This window comes from Marinobacter sp. S6332, assembly GCF_023016045.1.
Classification (GTDB): Bacteria; Pseudomonadota; Gammaproteobacteria; order Pseudomonadales; family Oleiphilaceae; genus Marinobacter.
The window spans coordinates 1-18,176 of sequence record NZ_JALKAP010000017.1 but is presented as its reverse complement, the minus strand read 5'-3'; the positions used below and the strand labels follow the sequence as shown (position 1 = coordinate 18,176).

Sequence of the window (18,176 nt, the reverse complement as noted above, 5' to 3'; positions counted from 1 at the left end):
CGCTCTTTTATGCGCCAGCGCAAATAAGCCCTTCTATAATAGTGAGTCAGCACCAAGGTACGCATTAATGGAAACCGCAAAACTCAAAAAATTCGCCCAGTTTGCTCGTCGCAGCCTGATCGAGCAGGTCACCGCCAAACTTAAATTGGTGCTGGCGGAAGAAAACCCAGCCCGGCGGGAGCGCCCACAAGTTATTAAAAAACTGGAAGATGCGGTAGCCGAGCAGGGCAAGGCGCAAGTCATCGAGCAGGTGGCTTATATCTGGTTCAACCGATTCTGCGCTCTGCGCTTTATGGACGTGAACCGCTACAACCGCCTTGGCATCGTTTCACCCGCAGATGGGCAGTTTCAGCCTGAAATTCTGGCCGACGCCAAGATGGGGCAAATTGATGAAGAAATGGTAGCGGAGGCGACCCGGCAGCGAGTTTTTGCTTTGCTGGATGGGAAAACGCCCAGCCAAGATCCACAAGGTGAAGCTTATCGCCTGCTGGTGGTTGCCGCCTGTAACTACTGGCATAGTGCCATGCCGTTCTTGTTTGAGCGCATCGACGACTACACCGAGCTATTGATGCCGGGCGACTTGCTCTCGGACAACTCTATCCTTGCTTACACCCGTGAAGCAATGACGCCAGATGCCTGTGAGGATGTCGAGGTGATCGGTTGGCTCTACCAGTTTTACATCTCTGAGAAGAAAGATCAGGTCTTTGAAGGGCTGAAGAAGAACACAAAAATTTCCACTGAGAATATCCCCGCCGCCACTCAGCTTTTTACCCCGCACTGGATTGTGCGCTACCTGGTGGAGAACTCTCTAGGGCGCCTTTGGATGCTCAACCGGCCAAATTCCGGTCTGGTTGAGCGGATGGATTATTACATTAAGCCAACGCCTGCGGCGGATGGTAGCGAGCAATCGGAAGCCGATTTCCTGCGAATCAACAAACCGGAAGAAATCAAGATTTGCGATCCAGCCTGCGGTTCCGGCCATATGCTGACCTATGCTTTCGATTTGCTTTATGCCATTTACGAGGAAGAAGGCTACGAGCCCGCTGACATTCCGGTCATGATCCTGACTCATAACCTTTACGGAATCGAGATCGACGAGCGTGCTGGGGAGCTGGCTGCATTTGCATTGACTATGAAGGCGAGGGCTAAGCAGCGCCGTTTTTTCCGCAATGCGGTACAACCCAATATTTGCGTGCTGGAAAACGTTCACTTTGATGAAGGTGAACTCAACGAATATATGGATATGATCGGGCATGACTTGTTCACGAAGGACTTGCGCGAGACGCTGAACCAGTTCGAGCAGGCCAAGAACTTCGGCTCGCTGATCGTGCCCAAACTGTGCGATCCGGCAGATACGTTGCGGATGGTCGAGGCGCGGGATTTTGCGGGAGATCTGCTGTTGGAGGAAGTTCAGGAGCGTGTGCTGACAGTGTTGCGCATGGCCGAGGTCCTCTCGTCCAAATACCATGTGGTAGTGGCCAACCCGCCTTATATGGGCGGGACAGGAATGAATCCGATCCTGAAAAAATGGCTAAGCATTAACTACCCTGTGTCAAAATGGGACTTGATGACTGCCTTCATGGAGCGCGCTGGTCAACTTACACGTGTACACGGTACTTGGGGAATAATAAATCTGCCTTCGTGGCTTTTCTTGAATAGCTTTGAGAAGCTGCGGAGGGTATTGCTGACCCGTAGCTCGATATCTTCACTGCTGCATTTGGGGCGCGGGATCTTCGGTTCCGACTTTGGATCAGTTGCCTTTGTCGTATGGAATGCTCGTTCCGAAGCCTCCGGTGTCTACCGACGCCTCTTTAAAAAACATGTTGAAGTCAGGAGGCCAGAGGAAATTGAAGAACTATTTCTTGCTCATGATTATGGCCGACACGTTGCAAACCAATCAGATTTTTTGAGAATACATGGAGCCCCGATTGCCTATTGGCTCACGCCGAAAATGCTATCTTATCTCCAAAGCGAAGACCGCCTAAGCTCTAGGTTTGAGTCCGGCGGCCGTCTGAAAACACATAATGATAACAAGCATCTCCGGTTTACTTGGGAAGTTCCAAATAATAATCGTGACCATAAGTGGAAAGAGCTAGCCCATGGAGGTGAATTTAGGCGCTGGTACGGAAATCGGGATCGTGTAGTGAATTGGTCCAATGAGGCAAGAAGCGAGTATGCCGAACATGGCGGACTGCACAACAAAAAATACTGGAACAAACAAGGCGTAACCTGCTCCAAGATTACTTCGAGCACAAATTCTTTTCGCCTGAAAGACGAGTGTCAGGAGTTTTCCTCCTTGGCACCAACTATCATTTCGAATGGCGTTAGCGATCATTCAACGAAAGTAGCACTTGGACTGCTCAATGGGAAAGTCAGCCAGAGGGCTATCGAAGTTTTCAACCCAACAGTTACTGTAAACGTCGGCGACATTCTGGCAATTCCTCAACCGCTCATCGACATCCAGACGGCAGTCATTGTCGAAGATTTGCTGAAGTTATCCGTTGCAGATTGGGACGCCTACGAAACCTCTTGGGATTTCACCACGCTCCCGCTGCTCTCCCCCGACCACCGTACCGACTCGCTGGAACACACCTATACCAACCTGCGAGCCCATTGGCAGGGCATGACGGACGAAATGCAGCGGCTGGAGGAAGAGAACAACTGCGTCTTTATTGACGCTTACGGCCTGCAAAACGAGCTGACGCCTGAAGTGCCTCTGGAGGAGATCACGCTCACCTGTAATCCAGCATATCGCTATGGCCGAAAAGCCTCGGTCGCCGACCGAGAAATCCGCCTACGTGCGGACACCATAGCTGAGTTTCTGTCCTACTCCGTGGGTTGTATGTTCGGCCGCTACGCGCTGGAAAAGCCGGGGCTGATCCTGGCCAATCAGGGTGAAACCATTGAGGATTACCTAAAGCAGGTCCCAGAACCAAGCTTCCCGGCGGATGAAGACAACGTCATACCAATGCTCGACGGTGACTGGTTCAGCGATGACATTTCCGAACGCTTCCGCGAGTTTCTCCGAATCACCTTCGGCGAAGAGCACTACGAAGAAAACCTCCGTTTCGTTGAGCAAGCGCTGGGCAAGGATATCCGCAAATATTTTCTCAAGGACTTCTACAACGACCATGTGCGGCGCTACAAAAAACGCCCCATTTACTGGCTGTTCTCGTCGCCCAAGGGCTCATTCAATGCGCTGATCTATATGCACCGCTACCGCCCAGATACAGTCAGCGTGGTGCTTAACGATTACCTGCGGGAGTTCCGCACCAAACTGACGTCTCGTCGGGATCACCTGGAAGCAGTCAGCATCAGCGCTAGTGCATCTTCGGGGGAAAAAACAAAAGCACTGAAAGACATCGAGAAAATCAGCAAGGTCATTGTTGAACTGGACGACTACGAGCGCGACGTGCTTTATCCGCTGGCTACCAAGCAAGTGGAAATCGATCTGGACGATGGTGTGAAAGTAAATTACCCGAAATTTGGGTCAGCTCTGAAAAAAATAGCCGGAATAGACTCGAAGGGTGAAGGAAATTGAAATATGAATAATTTTAACAGCACTAATGATCAAGCTTATGCCGATAATGATGTTGAAGGTCTTGACCCTGTTAAAGATGAGGATCTTTCCTTTGGCGAATATCCAATTGATACGGTACTCATTCGCAATGAGAATAGAACTGTCCATGATGTCCTACGTCGTATCGAAAAGGGCAGCTTTATTATGGATCCAGATTTCCAGCGTGACTTTATTTGGCCAGAGAGTAAGCAATGTAAGTTGATCGAGTCAGTGATGATTCGTATTCCTCTACCTGTATTTTATCTTGCTGAAAATACTAATGGTCAAATGATTGTTGTGGATGGATTGCAACGGTTATCGACGTTCCAACGTTTTGTTAACAATGATCTCCGGTTGAAATTGCCTCACCAAGAAGAGCTTAACAATAAGTATTTTCGTGACCTCTCTCCAAAATTACAAAACCGTGTTGAAGACTGTAATCTTGTCCTCTATGTGATCGATGCCAAAGTACCAACGCAAGCTTTACTAGATATTTTCGAGCGAGTAAATGGTGGTGTTCCGCTCACTAGGCAACAGATGCGTAATTGCCTTTTCTCGGGTAAGGCTAGCCGATTCCTCAAGGGGGAGGCTAACTCCTCTATCTTTCTTAAAGCGACCGGAAAAAGCTTGAACAGAAAGACGATGCGTGATCGTGAGCTTATAAATCGGTTTTGTTCCTTTCAGTTGCTTGGCCCAAATCAATATAAGGGGGATATGGATGACTTCTTGGCCAGAGCACTTGAAATAATGAATGGCATGTCAGAATTTGATCTTGAAGCCCTATCCAGAAATTTTAAAACGAGTATGAGGAATAATTATTCAGTCTTTGGGAAGCACGCGTTCAGAAAACACCAGTCTTTAGACGACAGTAGAAGCGTGATAAACGCTTCGCTTTGGGATGTTATGTCTACTGGACTTAGTCTATATCCCGATACCCTAGTAGAGGCGCATAAGGAAGAGCTACAAACCGCGACCTACGATTTGTTCAAGAATATCTCCTTCAACGAGGCAATATCGCTCGGTACGAATCAAGTAGTGCGTGTACAAAAAAGGTTCAACTTAGCCAACGATATGTTAAAGGAGGTGCTGGGTGATACGAGAAATTGAACTTAGAAATTTTAAATGTTTTGAAATACTGAGATTGCCGCTTTCAGAACTTACTTTGCTCTCAGGATCGAATGCGTCTGGTAAGTCCTCGGTATTCCAAGCGCTTGTATTGTTACATCAGACCATTCGGGAGAACGAGTGGGGTTCACGCTTGATTCTCAATGGCGATATATTAAAGCTGGGCAAGGTTCAGGATGTAGTAAACAAGATTCATGGTAGACATGGGTTTGAGCTTGTAATCACTGATGATGAGTCGTCCTATCGTTGGAGGTTTAGCGGTGAGAGACCTGAAATGTCGATGGATGTTCATTGCCTTTCAGGCTCTGGTGAAGGCGATTCCCCAGAGAGGATGCTAAACCGGCTGTTGCCGTTTGAGGCTGGCGCCACGCCGAGTATATGTAAGACTTTAGAGTTCCTTACCTACATCACAGCCGAAAGAATTGGCCCGAGAGATTATTATCCGTTGGAGGATAGGATCACCACTCAGGCGGTCGGCCCCAAAGGGGAGCACGCCATTAGTCGCCTGTATCGTCTTGAAGACAATCCGGTTCATGAAGCAATGGTTATTGGCTCTGTTGCCCCTACTTTAATGCGCCAGGTCGAAGCATGGATGCGAGAATTTTTTCCAGGGTGTGGAATTGCCGTCTCACCCATTTCTCGCATGAATGCTGTCACTTTAGGTATACGGACATCTGATGAAACCGACTACCACAGACCTATTAACGTAGGCTTTGGCCTAACCCAGGTCTTACCGATAATTGTGGCTGTCCTTTCTGCTGCGCCTGATGACTTGATTATTATTGAGAACCCAGAGGTGCATTTGCATCCGGCAGGCCAAGCCTTGATGGGTAGGTTTCTCGCAATTGCTGCTAGCACTGGCCCTCAGATTGTTGTTGAAACCCATAGCGATCACATTTTAAATGGAATTCGGCGCGCCGTCCGCAATAAGACTCTTGCGCCAAGTCAGGTTTGTCTACATTTCTTTCGTGCTCCCAAGTTGGGTTTTGACCAAGTTGTGTCACCGCAGCTGGAATCGTCAGGAAACTTAGATGTTTGGCCGGAAGGCTTTTTTGATCAGTTCGACAAAGATATGAATCACTTTGCAGGCTGGAGTGAGTGAGATGGAGCTTTTGTTTAATGAATGCTCCTTGCATGGGCAATTTACAGATGTTCAAAGTTTTGTAACTTCTTTAGATGTCTTGATGGGTATGCGTCAGGTGGCTAAAAGATATGGTCGCGAACTTTATTGTCGCCGTACTTGCCAGCAGGCTCGGGTTACTCACCAGCTAACCCTACCGCAAGCCATTCAGTACATTGAGAAAGACAAGGTCAGAGCTTTAATGGGGTGGTTTAACCGAACTGGCCCATATTGGGAGGAGAGTCAACACCATTCGGGAGAGGAGTATCTGGCATGTCAAGGCGAGTTAGTTACTGATACTGCTATAGGAGAATGCGCCCATTTGCAGTTTTCCAATAGAAAGGCAGAACTCGTCAGTTTATCTCCATCTCAATGGACTTCGACCCCTTTGGAAGTTGAATGGTATAAGGATGATGTGGGTGAGTGGTCGGTGACTTTAACCAATCATACAGGAATAGCTACCCTTGAAGCTGCTTTGCTCCATTCGTCGCCTATGTTGCAATCTTGGGGGCAGATGGAGCAGGCTTGCTTGAGTCGCTTTGATAATCTGACATTTTCCGAGGATGCTTTCTCACCTCTGAAAGGCACGCCGTTTGTCGTTTCAGCGGCCAACAGTATAGTTGATCTGTTAGCGGTTCTTTCTGAGTTCAAGGCCGCTCATTTGACGGGTGAGGGTCGTACAGAGCGTGGTCATATTATTTATCAGCAGTATTTTACTGGCGGGAATGCTTGGTATTCGGATTCTTCGAATAGAGAAAAGAGTGATTTTGAGAATGATATGACTTTTCGTCTCCCGGGTGGCGAAGGTGAATCACTCTTCGCCCCTTTTCATGGAAAAGTTCAAACTCCCCAACTACGAATCCATTTTTCTTGGCCTATCAAGACGGGGACACCTTTGTATGTTCTGTATGTTGGCCCCAAGATCACGAAGTATTAGGAACAGCAATGTCCAGTCAGAGAATTGCTCACGCCTTAACTAAACTATTCAACCGGCACCGTATCGTGTTCTGGTACGACGCCAAGCAGGAGCTGCGCAGTGATTTTGAGGCGGTTTCACTTCCGGATGTTGAGAAGTTAGAAATCGCTAACAATGAGTACGGGCTGAAATACCGTGTTCTGCGCGATGCGTCGACCCAGAAGTTCCTGTTGTACAAAGAAGGGGCTCAGCCACCGGAATTGGATAACTGGTTGCTGGACGTGCAGTTGGCCCACGGTGAATTTCGTACCGATCAGGTGGCTATCTGGCTGTCTGAGTTGGAGTTGGGCCTGGAGTTTGCCGAGATTGCACAGGCTCATGCGGAATTCTTCCAAGCGGAGAAGCGCAAAGATGTTCTAAAGAAGTGGCTAAAACCCGACGATACCGCCGGCCAGTTGCGGCTGAAAATGCTGGCGGTATGTGCCGGTAGCGAACCCCGTATGGACTCGGTGGTGGAGACCTTGCTTCAGCAGTTGGCTGACGACAGAGCTGAGGGTATGCGGCTGATTGAACGCTGCGGTTTGGATGCTTTTCTCTGGGAGCAGCTCACGAGATTTTATGGCTACGAATCTACTGAGCCAAGCCTGCGGGATTTCGTTATCGCATTATTTAAATCCTGCTACGCCATGAGTACCGATGGCGAGTTCAAAATGACCGGCGATGCTCTGGTGTTTCTTAAGCGCTGGAAGGACAGCCGTCAGTTCGAGTCAGGGTTCGAAGCCTTATCCGCCGAGTGTGCCGATGTACTTGGCATTGAGCAGGATTTGGGCAAGCGGGATTTCCGGAACCTGATTGAATTGGATTATTTCCGCCTGATCGACCAGAAAATTATCAGTGACTTGGTGCGGGCTGTGGTTGGGCGCACGGTAACCAGTGGTGATGTGGCCCTTTGGGTGCGCCAGCGTCGCCAGGGCCACTGGTATGATGAATTCCGGCATCTCTATGAGGCCATCGAGTTTGGCGCCCGCTTTATTCAGATGCTGGGCGAGGCGAACCTCACCATGGATAGTCTGGCCGATGGAGTGCAGCGGTACAGCCGCGCCTGGTTTCAGCTTGACCAGCTCTATCGTAAGTTTGCCTACCATGTACGAGTGTCTGGCCAGCCATCATTGATGGGGGAGTTGAGTGAGCAGGTAGAAAATCTGTACTCCAACAGCTATTTGCTGAAGCTCGGGGACGCATTCCAAACACACGTGGATTCGAGCGCCCGCTGGGAAGCATATCCAGTGGTTCCGCAAAACACTTTTTTTGAGCACTGGGTGCGCCCATTCCTGCGTAAAGACAAACGTGTGTGTGTGATTATTTCCGACGCCATGCGTTACGAGATCGGTGACGAGCTGCTGAGCCTTATCCGCCAGGAAGACCGGTACAGCGCCGAGCTTGAGCCTGCGCTCTCCATGTTACCCAGTTACACCCAGCTCGGTATGGCCGCTCTACTTCCCAATAAAACCCTGGCGATTTCGGATAACGATACCGGCACAACGCTGGTGGATGGCCAAAGCTCCCAAGGCACTACCAATCGTACCAAGATTTTGCAGGCAGCTCTGGAAGGGCGTGGCCAGGCGATCCGAGCTGAAGAGTTTATGCAGCTCAACCGTGACGATAGCCGGGAAGTGTTGAAAGGCAACGATGTGCTGTACATCTATCACAATCGCATTGACCACACTGGCGACAAAATGCACTCAGAAGGGCAAGCCTTCGAGGCGGCAGAACAGACCCTGGACGACCTGATTCGCCTGATCAAAAAGCTGACGGCGGCCAATGCAAACAACCTGCTGGTGACCGCCGATCATGGCTTTATTTACCAGAACCGAGAGCTGGACGAGAGCGATTTTCTCAGTGTGCCCGTCAACGGTGAAAATGTTCTTTACCGCGACCGGCGTTTCGTATTGGGCAAGGGCCTGGCGCCGTCTCCCGCGTTCCACCACTTCTCGTCTGAGCAGCTTGGTCTGGATGGGGATATGGAAGTGCAGGTCCCAAAATCCATCAACCGGTTGCGCTTGAAGGGTTCTGGCAGTCGCTTTGTGCATGGCGGTGCTTCGTTACAGGAAGTGGTGATACCGGTGTTAAAGGTGAACAAGAAGCGCCAGAGCGATGTCAGCGCTGTTGAGGTGGATATCCTGCGCGGAGCCAGCTCGGTGATTACTTCCGGCCAACTTGCGGTCACCTTGTATCAGTCCGGACCGGTAACGGAAAAAATTCAACCGCGCTTGCTACGTGCTGGTATCTACACCGAGGCCGGCGAGCTGATTTCCGACAGCCACGAGCTGGTGTTTGATTTGACCTCAGAGAACCCTCGTGAACGTGAGCTGCAGGTGCGCTTTTTGCTGTCTCGAAAGGCGGATGAAGCGAATGGTCAGGAAGTGTTCTTACGACTTGACGAGCAGCATGCCGGCACCTCCCATTACAAGGAATACAAGTCGCTCAGGTATACGATGCGGCGGTCCTTTACCAGCGATTTTGATTTTTGATGGAGCGGATAGATGAGTGAGTTGTGCGCTGCCATTGAAGTGGGCGACCTGGCCAAGGTTGAGTCAATACTGGCAAGCCCTGAAGATGGGGCTGTTAGCCCGGAGGAAATGAGTGATGCCGGGTTTAGGCTCGCCTTGGACTCAGGCTTCAAAAAAATCGCTTGGGCACTGTTGAGTGACGGGCGGTTCAATGCGAATGCTAATCACAGTGAGCCACTACGCCAGAGCATACGGTTAGGGTATTTGGATATCGCTTCTGCGTTATTGGAGAAAGGCGCTAATCCCAATTTTCGTTGTGAAGAATCCAACAGCGCGATGCTGCTCGCGTTGGAATACGAATATTACGATCTTGCCCAGAAGATGATTGATTGTGGTGCTGAGGTGAACATCCGCAATGGTCGAGGTTGGACGCCCTTGATTTGGGCTGCCATTAAGGGCTATCGAAAGATCGTAGATTTTTTGATTGATAACGGCGCGGATATTCATATTTGCAATAATGATGGTTGGAATGCACTCACGGGTGCCTTCTTTAAAAACCGGACAGACATTGTAAATCTCCTTAGCGAGCAGGGCGCGCACTTCGGTCGGAAATACAGCGAAGCTGCGCTGCTCTCAGCTTATGAACACGGTTACCTCGATCTAGTAAGAAAGCTGGTTGATGACGGCACCCATGTGAATATTGTGGATGGCTGTGGGGATTCATTGTTGATTTTGGCCATTCGGCGGGGTGACCTGGCCATTGTGGAGCTGCTATTGGAGCATGGTGCGGATGCTAACTGCAGAACAGGGAAGGGCAATCCGGCACTGTCTGTTGCTCTAAGTTGCCATCACTATAACGTAGCTCGTCTTTTGGTGAATCATGGTGCGGCGGTGAATGCTCCCAACCAAGATGATTGGTCACCATTATTACAAGCGGCGCGATATGGAGACTCCGAGCTCTGCGAGCTTCTGATTGAAAAAGGCGCAGCGATAAACCATCAAGTGAGCAGCCATTATACCCCCTTGCTTCTAGCCGCCGGTGATGGCTACTTCGAGACGGTAAAGGTGCTAGTTGCTGCTGGAGCTGACTTGAACCTCAAAAATTCGAAGGGGTTTCGAGCACGGAAGTTAGCAAGTTTGTCGCGATATGCAGAAGTTGAATCACTATTGGCAAAGCATGGAGCGCTTGAGTAATGATCACAGAGTTAGAAGTGTTCGATGCTGTCCGTCGTGGTTATCTTGAGTTTGAAACAGCATCGAACACCGAGATTCTCGATTATTTTTCGACGATCGATGCAGAGTCTGCTGCTGGCCATGCCAGCCATATCAAAGGAATTCTGTTCGAGCAGGAGTATGTCGACCTGCTAGCCACACAAGGCGTGGAAGCTCAGATGTTTGAGGCAACGAATCACCCAGTAACCGATATCGCCATTTTTGAGGATGGTGATGTGGTAGTGGAATTGCAGCTCAAAGCCACAGACAGTGCCAGCTACATAAATTCTTCGATTGCAGAGTATCCAGAGGTGGATTTTGTGGTGACCTCTGAGGTTGCGAGTAGTTTTGATAGCGATATGGTAATGGATTCCGGCATTGAGAATGCGGCTCTGGAGCAAGCGGTAGGCGACACTCTTTTGGATGAGGCGGTTAATCCGTTAAGCCCCTTCTCGGTGCTTGGTTGGCTCGTTGGCCTGCCGCTATAAACAATGAAATTTTAGAGGAAATATTGTGAGCTCACTGGATGCCAAAATTAACCAACATTTTCCCGGCGTAGTTGTTCGCAAAGATTTGGTGAAGGCGGTGAAAGGCAACGCCATTGTTCCCTCGTACGTGTTGGAATACTTGTTGGGGCAATATTGTGCCACTGATGACGAGGCAACGATTGAAACCGGGATCAGCACGGTTAAGGAAATTTTGGCTAAGCACTATGTGCATCGCAATGAGGCTGGCCTGATTCGCTCCAATATCAAAGAGAAGGGCCGCTACAAGGTTATCGATAAGGTGACTGTATCGCTAAATGACAGCCGAGATGTGTATGAGGCTGAGTTCGAAAACCTTGGCATCAAAAAGGTACTGGTTGATTCGGGCACCATCAAGAAGCACCCGAAGCTTTTAGTGGGTGGTGTTTGGTGCATCTGTGATATTGAGTACGATTTCAGCGAGGATGGCCAATCCACCCCTTGGGTTCTTCTATCCTTAAAGCCGATCCAGCTGTCGAGTCTTGATTACGACGCTTACCTGGAAGGGCGCAGGCAGTTCACTACCAGTGAGTGGATTGATGTGCTGATGCAGAGTATTGGGTTGAACCCCGAAGCGTTCGGTCGCCGTAGCAAGCTGATTCAATTGGTACGCCTTATTCCTTTCTGCGAACGAAACTACAACTTGATTGAGTTAGGGCCAAAAGGAACGGGTAAATCTCACGTGTACTCTGAGTTTTCACCTCATGGAACTCTGGTTTCCGGGGGTGAAGCTACCCTCCCAAAACTGTTCATCAATAACACCACAGGCAAAATTGGACTGGTTGGTTATTGGGATGTGGTTGCGATGGATGAGTTTGCCGGCAGTGGCAAGAAGCCGGATATAAAACTCATCGATACGTTAAAAAATTACATGGCCAACAAGTCCTTCAACCGCGGTACTGGCCCGCAGGGTGCAGAGGCGTCCATGGTCTTCATTGGTAACACCTCTCACAATGTTCCGTACATGCTCAAGCACGAGCATCTGTTCATGGATTTGCCTGAAACCTATAGAAACAGCGACGGCCAGGCCATTCTGGATAGACTTCACTGCTTTTTGCCTGGTTGGGAGATGGACAACCTCCGTAACGATATGTTCTCAACGGGTTTCGGTTTTGTTGTGGATTACCTTGCGGAGGTGCTTCGCTCACTGCGTAGCTATGATTTTTCTGACCGCTATCAGGATCGCTTCACGCTTTCGTCAGATATTTCGACCCGAGACCGGGACGGTATCAATAAAACCTTTTCTGGCCTGATGAAGATCCTGTTCCCGCATGGTGGGGAGACTGAGGAGGAGGTTGAGGAAATATTGCGCGTCTCAATGGAAGGCCGCAAGCGCGTAAAAGATCAATTGATGCGCGTGGACTCAACCTATGCAGCAGTTAACTTTTCGTACAAAGATGCTGCTGGGGCGGACCATCAGGTCACGACGTTGGAAGAAGAAGAGTACCCGGCCTACTATCATAAAACGATCAGTGGGGATGACGATATTGACGGAACTGATCATGTAGTAACGGATGACAATGCCAGCACCTCAGCGTCTGCAGGAAAAACGCAAGAGCCCGTACTGGAAGAGAAGCACATCACCTTCCAGGAGAATCGGAAGGGTGTTTCTTACGCGTCACTTTTTGGGCCGTACTTAAAAGGCGCCGGCCAGATTACCGTTACCGATCCCTATATTCGCTTGTTTTATCAAATTCGTAATTTTATGGAATTTTTGGAGGTGATCGTAAAAGGTAAGGCGGACGAAGACGAGCCGGCGGTTCATCTTATTACCACTCGCGACGAGTTCAAGGGAGAGCTGCAGGATGAGAGCTTTGAGAAAATCCAGCAATCTGCCAGCGCGGTAGGAATCAAATTTACTTGGGAGTTTGATGAAACAGGAACCATTCATGCCCGCCATATTATTACTGATACTGGCTGGAAGATTTCTTTGGACCGCGGGTTAGATATTTTTCAGCAGTACGAGATGAACGACGCATTTGCGTTCACCAACCGATTGCAGCAATACCGGTCTTGTAAGACGTTTGAAGCGACGTTTATCAAGCACTCGATATAGGGTCAGATTGTATATGAGTAAGTATTCCGAGGATCGGATCAGAATACCTGCAAAGAGAGTCGATGGGCAGTGGGAGTTTTTATATGGTGGTGGGATTCCCATATCCGACGGAGCATTTGCTGAGATCGTGGTGGCAAAGTCCAGTGTTGCTGACCGCAAGTTTTTAGAGCGTCTGGGGCAAAAATCCTCATATAAAATTATGGATGCTGGGACAAAGCTCGCAGTCGCAATGACCGTAAAGGATGAAAAGCAGATCAAGACTGACTTGTTAGCTCATCTAAAAGCCATTGATATAAATAAGATTTCTTCAGACAAAAGGTTTTCAAGGTACGGTGTTGGCCCCCAAACACGCTTCGTTGAAATTGTTGTGGGCAATGCGTCCAAGCGTGAACTGGCCTTGGGAAAACCTGCTGAGGGTGGTGTTTGGTTGGAGCTTGAGGGGATGGAGCCCCAAGGCCTTAGCATTAGCACTCTCATATTGCCTGAGGGCGTTACTGATCAAGAGGTAGATAGTCTGAATTATGCTTTTACGCTTCTTTCGATGCACTTTGAACCTTGGAGGAAATCGCATACGGGTAATATTTATGAGCGCGTTTTTTACCAGGAAAAAAATGGTAAATGGTATCCACTAAACGTCCTCAGAAATGCTGTTATTGCGACTGAAGAGCACAAGCTAATAAAGGAACAGTGGAAAATTATATCGAGCCAGCTCAATTTGACGTTTTGACGAAAAGGCCATTGATTGTGAAGCTTGACCCGCAATTCAGGGCCTGTAGCTGGCCAAATGTATTTCTAGTCGCATTCGTGCGGCTGAATAAGAGTCCAGGGTTAGAGGATGACACCGAAGTGCCGCGTGTAGCCGCAGACTCGGTTAACTCTCAGGCCGCCGCTTAAGTCCCGGCAGAAACGCCACGAATAACGAGTCCATCTGGTCGACCGTTAACAGGTGATTTCCTGCGATTTGCATTGCGCGCTCACACACGGAAACTGAATTAACGCCACTAATTGCCACGATCGGATTCAGTCCCGGCGCAGGACGACGCGTGGACGCTCCTAGCCATATTAGTAATCCGCCCTGGTGGGAGAGCTCAGCTGCTTGTTGGAACGAGCTCACCGGGACGTAAATCATTGGATGGCGCCAATGTTTGTTGGGCGATCTTGCTGCGTGATGGTGTATGCGGTTAGGAAAACGCTCCAGCAGGATGCGTTCTGCCAACCGAGTCAGCGGTTCTGTCTCACTGCAGATTGCGACAACATCAGAAAGCATCATTTTTGGTCAAAACTCGACGTGATCGGAGGGTTTGGATTCTTTGAATTTCTCATCGGTCAGTGCGGGTGTTTCTGATCGCAGTCTGATTAGCTCAGATTTTCGCCCATCGTCTGTGCGAATCGTTATCGCTAACTCCACCTCATAGAACTGCTCATACTGTTCAGCCGCCTCAACAACCCGCTGTGCACTCATATAAATTTGGCTCATAAATTTGCCTTTGCTTATCAACGATTGAATTGGTTGCGCGCCCCTGGATGGAGGTTTCCATGACGCGCTGCTGATGTTTTTCGGCACCGTCAGCTGGCCGGAATTTGAGATCAACATACATTGAAAGTTCGGCGCTGCAAGCAAAAAGCTGGAGTTGCTGCCTTGAGGTTTTATCGTAAGCTAACGGCAAATGCTAAGCGTTTGCAGGGGTGGACTATGAAAGAATTTATTGACGACGAGACACTGAACAGAATGCTCGGTGCGCTGTTGATGATGTTTGTCACAACATTTTTTTGGGGCTGGCTGAATCAATATGGATTACCGATGAATCTAATACTGGGTGCCGGAGTTATGCTGATGGTTTTCGATCTTGTCGATTTTTCAAGGAATCCGGAACCCGGGTCAATTCTACTGGGCTCTTTCCTGGTGCCATTTTGGCCAGTGCTGCGTTTTCTTGTTCGGACGGGCGGTACATAAACATAAATTAGTCAGCCTGAGCAACGGAGCATTCATATTACGCAGATTGGATCGTCAGTGGGCTTATATCAGGGTCTTCCCTAAGGTGCGGGAGTGATCGGTGTAGTGAGCATTCTTGACACAATATTTTGGCCTGCTCGGCCACGTTATGGTGACGTAACACACCAGTCGTGGCTGTCGCTCTTAAACAAAAGCGAACATTGGCGCCCTGCCTCCTTCCGTCAGCTTTCGGTTAAAAGCTGGCAATAGATATCTGGACCGAGAACGGCTGATTCTAAAGTTATTGCTCTGGCAAGGTGGTGTTGTCACCCTGGAGCCTTTATGCTTGATGAAATGCAATTACCTCTTCGATTGCATTCACGACAGCCTGGCAATTCTTCGTATCCACAGCGTCCGGGTGGGGCGACCCAAAGCTGCCCTCGTCGTTGTCAAAATATCGGCCAGACGCGCCGGAGAACTCCTCGGACAGAGCTGCACGCACAAGTACATCTGCACCAATCGACAGGCTCTTACCCGCAATGTAAGCGTTCATTCCAGGACACCCTGCCACCCCGCTGAATTCCGCCCTACAGTAACCTCTCACTCATCAACACGAGGTTACCCCCATGAGAAAACACCGCACTCCCGAGCAGTGGCAGGCCCTGCTTGATCAGCAGCGTGACAGTGGTTTATCAGCACCACAGTTTTGTCAGCGAGAGGCCATTGGCTATGCCAGTTTCTGCAACTGGCGCAAGCGCCTGTCAGTTGAGCCGGAGAGCGAGACGTCCCACTCTGACAATGCCGGCTTTCTGGATGTGTCCTCATTGATGGGCGCTTCCGCTGGGCCGGGCTGGAATATTGTGTTGAGTCTGGGCAACGGCGTGGAGTTGCGGCTGAGCCAGAACGGATGATCGGTCTGGATAGCCAGGCCCGGATCTGGCTGTGCACGGAACCCACCGACATGCGCAAATCCTTCCGGGGCCTGAGTGCGTTAGTGCGGAATCAGTTGAAGCAGAACCCGCTCAGCGGCCAGTATTTTGTTTTCGTCAATCGCCGCAAGACCCAGATGAAAATGCTGTACTTCACGCCTACCGGGTACTGTTTGTGGGCCAAGCGCCTGGAGCAAGGGCAGTTCCGGGTGCGCCCCTCGTCCTCTGGCCAACGGGCCCTGACCCTGACGGATTTACAGCTACTGATTGACGGTATTGAAGTGCAAAAATACCGTCAGTTCAAGCGTTTTAGAGGGGTATAAAACGCGAGCTTCCGGTATAATATCGGTCATGAATTCAACGGCTTCCGCTCTCCATTCCAACACATCTTCCTCCTCGGCTCTGGCCGAAGAGAACGCCATGTTGCGGGCGCAGCTGGATGCTCAGGCAGACGCGATTCGACAGCTGGCCCGTCAGTTGGACTGGTTCAAAAAACAGCTGTTCGGCCCCAAATCCGAGAAGCAGGTCTATGACCTGCCGGGCCAAGATGATTTGTTCCAGCCCGAAGACGCACCTGCACCGGAGAAGCCTGCCGATGAAGAAAAGCGCACCATCAAAGCCTATCAACGTGGTACCGGTCAAAAACAGCGAGACGACGATTGCCTGAATGACACCGGTCTGCGCTTTACCGCCGATGTGCCTGTGGAAGTGATTGAACACCTGCCCCCGGAGCTGACTGGCCCGCAGGCCGATCAGTACGACATCCTTGGCACCAAAACCACCTACCGACTGGCCCAGTGGGCGTCCAGCTATGTGGTGCTGAAAATCGAACGCCCGGTGTTCCGGCGCAAGGGCAGCGAGAAGCCCATCACCACACCGGCTCCGTTCAATGTATTGGATAACAGCTTGGCCGACGTCAGCCTGTTGGCGGGTTTGCTGGTAGACAAGTTCCAGTTCCATCTGCCGTTGTATCGCCAACACCAGCGCATCCAGCAGGCCGGTGTCACCGTCAGTCGAAGCACCCTGACCAACCTGGTCAAGCGCGCTATTGACCTGTTGCGCCCCATTGTGGATGCCCAGACCGACAACGTTCTGAGAAGCCGAGTGCTGGCGATGGACGAAACACCCATCAAGGCTGGCCACCAGGGCCGGGCGGGCCCGCAAAAAGGCAAAATGAAGTCTGGCTGGTTCTGGCCACTGTACGGCGATGCCGACGAAGTGGTGTTCACCTACTCGAACAGCCGAGGGCGCGCCCATATCGAACAGGTTCTGAACGATCAGTTCAGCGGCACCCTGATCAGTGACGGTTACGCGGCTTATGCCCGCTATGCCGCCACACAACAAAACATCACCCACGCCCAATGCTGGGTGCACAGTCGCCGTTACTTTATTGAGGCGCAGAAGGAGCATCCTGAGAAAGCGACGGAGGCTCTGCAACAGATTGCGAAGCTGTACCAGAACGAAGAAGCTATCAAAACCCAAAGCTTGGCTGGCGAGAAGAAACGCCAGTACCGGCTGAACCACTCGAAACCGGTGGTCAGTGACTTCTTCCAATGGTGCCGGGATCAACTGGAACACGGCGGCCTGCTGCCCAGTGATCCACTGACCAAAGCCCTGAACTACGTGCTCAGCCGGGAAACCAGTCTGACCGTGTTCCTGGAAGATCCGGATGTGCAGCCGGACACCAACCACCTGGAGCGGGCCTTGCGGCCCATTCCAATGGGTAAGAAAAACTGGATGTTCTGCTGGACCGAACTGGGTGCGGAGCACCTTGGCATCATCCAGAGTCTGATCGCCACCTGCAAACTGCACGGCTTGAACCCGTACACTTATCTGGTGGATGTACTGCAACGTATCAGCCAACATCCGGCCCGCGACGTAGTGGATCTGACACCGCGACTCTGGAAAATCCGGTTCGCAAACCAACCGTTACGCTCGCTGATCGACCGACGCCACCCAGATCGACAGAGCCCACAGCCGGAGGCCACCGTCCATGCGCATTGACGACATGAGCATTGATCAACTGCTGGAACTGAACAAATACATCTGCCGGCGCATCGATGAGTTGCAAGATCGGGAAAACCTGCAGGCTCTGAGTCAACTGCGGGTTGGTCTGAAAGTGACCTTCGAAGGTCGGGAGGGTCCGGTGCTGGGGATAGTTACCAAGATCAACCGCAAGAGTGTGATCGTGTTAGGTGACGATGGTGCCCGGCAATACAAGATCTCACCGGGCTTATTACGACCGCTTCGAGATGTGAAGTAAGTCAACTACGTCGCGGAATGAACGCTTAC

General features: G+C 50.5%; 16 protein-coding genes. 14 read left to right on the top strand and 2 right to left on the bottom strand.

Annotated elements, in window-relative coordinates:
- The first annotated feature begins 67 nt into the window (after positions 1–67).
- From pglX to MWU62_RS17870, 9 genes are read left to right on the top strand one after another with little or no spacing between them, the layout of a single operon-like run.
- Complete coding sequence (gene pglX / locus MWU62_RS17910) at positions 68–3,541, top strand: BREX-1 system adenine-specific DNA-methyltransferase PglX (protein WP_247116150.1); 3,474 nt, start codon at positions 68–70, stop codon at positions 3,539–3,541.
- A gap of 3 nt (positions 3,542–3,544) precedes the next feature.
- Positions 3,545–4,666, top strand: coding sequence for a DUF262 domain-containing protein (locus MWU62_RS17905; protein WP_247116149.1), 1,122 nt, complete (start codon positions 3,545–3,547; stop codon positions 4,664–4,666).
- The gene (locus tag MWU62_RS17900; RefSeq protein ID WP_247116148.1) at positions 4,650–5,786 is read left to right on the top strand and encodes a DUF3696 domain-containing protein; all 1,137 of its coding nucleotides are present in this window, start codon (positions 4,650–4,652) and stop codon (positions 5,784–5,786) included. The genes MWU62_RS17905 and MWU62_RS17900 overlap by 17 nt, the downstream gene beginning before the upstream one ends.
- Position 5,787: 1 nt before the next feature.
- Complete coding sequence (locus MWU62_RS17895; protein WP_247116147.1) at positions 5,788–6,741, top strand: hypothetical protein; 954 nt, start codon at positions 5,788–5,790, stop codon at positions 6,739–6,741.
- Between the two features lie 8 nt (positions 6,742–6,749).
- The gene (gene pglZ / locus MWU62_RS17890; RefSeq protein WP_247116146.1) at positions 6,750–9,251 is read left to right on the top strand and encodes a BREX-1 system phosphatase PglZ type A; all 2,502 of its coding nucleotides are present in this window, start codon (positions 6,750–6,752) and stop codon (positions 9,249–9,251) included.
- 12 nt (positions 9,252–9,263) lie between these two features.
- Positions 9,264–10,424 carry an ankyrin repeat domain-containing protein gene (locus MWU62_RS17885; protein WP_247116145.1) on the top strand — a complete coding sequence of 387 codons (1,161 nt, stop codon included), beginning with the start codon at positions 9,264–9,266 and terminating at the stop codon, positions 10,422–10,424.
- Positions 10,424–10,930: a hypothetical protein gene (locus tag MWU62_RS17880; RefSeq protein WP_247116144.1), complete on the top strand. Its 507-nt coding sequence runs from the start codon at positions 10,424–10,426 to the stop codon at positions 10,928–10,930. Before MWU62_RS17885 ends, MWU62_RS17880 begins: the two co-directional genes overlap by 1 nt.
- Before the next feature lie 25 nt (positions 10,931–10,955).
- Positions 10,956–13,022 carry a BREX system Lon protease-like protein BrxL gene (gene brxL / locus MWU62_RS17875; RefSeq protein WP_247116143.1) on the top strand — a complete coding sequence of 689 codons (2,067 nt, stop codon included), beginning with the start codon at positions 10,956–10,958 and terminating at the stop codon, positions 13,020–13,022.
- A 13-nt stretch (positions 13,023–13,035) separates the two neighbouring features.
- The gene (locus tag MWU62_RS17870) at positions 13,036–13,749 is read left to right on the top strand and encodes a hypothetical protein (protein WP_247116142.1); all 714 of its coding nucleotides are present in this window, start codon (positions 13,036–13,038) and stop codon (positions 13,747–13,749) included.
- A gap of 549 nt (positions 13,750–14,298) precedes the next feature.
- Here the strand turns inward: MWU62_RS17870 and MWU62_RS17865 are convergent.
- Positions 14,299–14,499, bottom strand: a complete 201-nt coding sequence (locus MWU62_RS17865; protein ID WP_247116141.1) for a hypothetical protein — start codon at positions 14,497–14,499, stop codon at positions 14,299–14,301.
- Positions 14,500–14,715: 216 nt separating this feature from the next.
- On the opposite strand from MWU62_RS17865, the gene MWU62_RS17860 reads away from it, so the two are divergent.
- Entirely contained in the window at positions 14,716–14,976 is a 261-nt protein-coding gene (locus tag MWU62_RS17860) for a hypothetical protein (RefSeq protein WP_247116140.1), read from the top strand.
- A 319-nt stretch (positions 14,977–15,295) separates the two neighbouring features.
- Here the strand turns inward: MWU62_RS17860 and MWU62_RS17855 are convergent, their stop codons facing one another.
- Complete coding sequence (locus MWU62_RS17855) at positions 15,296–15,508, bottom strand: hypothetical protein (protein WP_247116139.1); 213 nt, start codon at positions 15,506–15,508, stop codon at positions 15,296–15,298.
- A gap of 73 nt (positions 15,509–15,581) precedes the next feature.
- Between MWU62_RS17855 and MWU62_RS17850 the strand changes: the two genes are divergently transcribed.
- The 4 genes from MWU62_RS17850 (at position 15,582) to MWU62_RS17835 (ending at position 18,147) form a co-directional block, all read left to right on the top strand.
- Positions 15,582–15,866, top strand: a complete 285-nt coding sequence (locus tag MWU62_RS17850; protein ID WP_247115378.1) for an IS66 family insertion sequence element accessory protein TnpB — start codon at positions 15,582–15,584, stop codon at positions 15,864–15,866.
- Positions 15,863–16,207 carry an IS66 family insertion sequence element accessory protein TnpB gene (gene tnpB, locus MWU62_RS17845; protein WP_247115377.1) on the top strand — a complete coding sequence of 115 codons (345 nt, stop codon included), beginning with the start codon at positions 15,863–15,865 and terminating at the stop codon, positions 16,205–16,207. Before MWU62_RS17850 ends, tnpB begins: the two co-directional genes overlap by 4 nt.
- 97 nt (positions 16,208–16,304) lie before the next feature.
- Positions 16,305–17,888, top strand: a complete 1,584-nt coding sequence (locus MWU62_RS17840; protein WP_247115488.1) for an IS66 family transposase — start codon at positions 16,305–16,307, stop codon at positions 17,886–17,888.
- Positions 17,878–18,147 (top strand): hypothetical protein, encoded by a 270-nt coding sequence (locus MWU62_RS17835; protein ID WP_247115376.1) that lies wholly within the window; start codon positions 17,878–17,880, stop codon positions 18,145–18,147. The genes MWU62_RS17840 and MWU62_RS17835 overlap by 11 nt, the downstream gene beginning before the upstream one ends.
- The last annotated feature ends 29 nt before the right edge of the window (positions 18,148–18,176 follow it).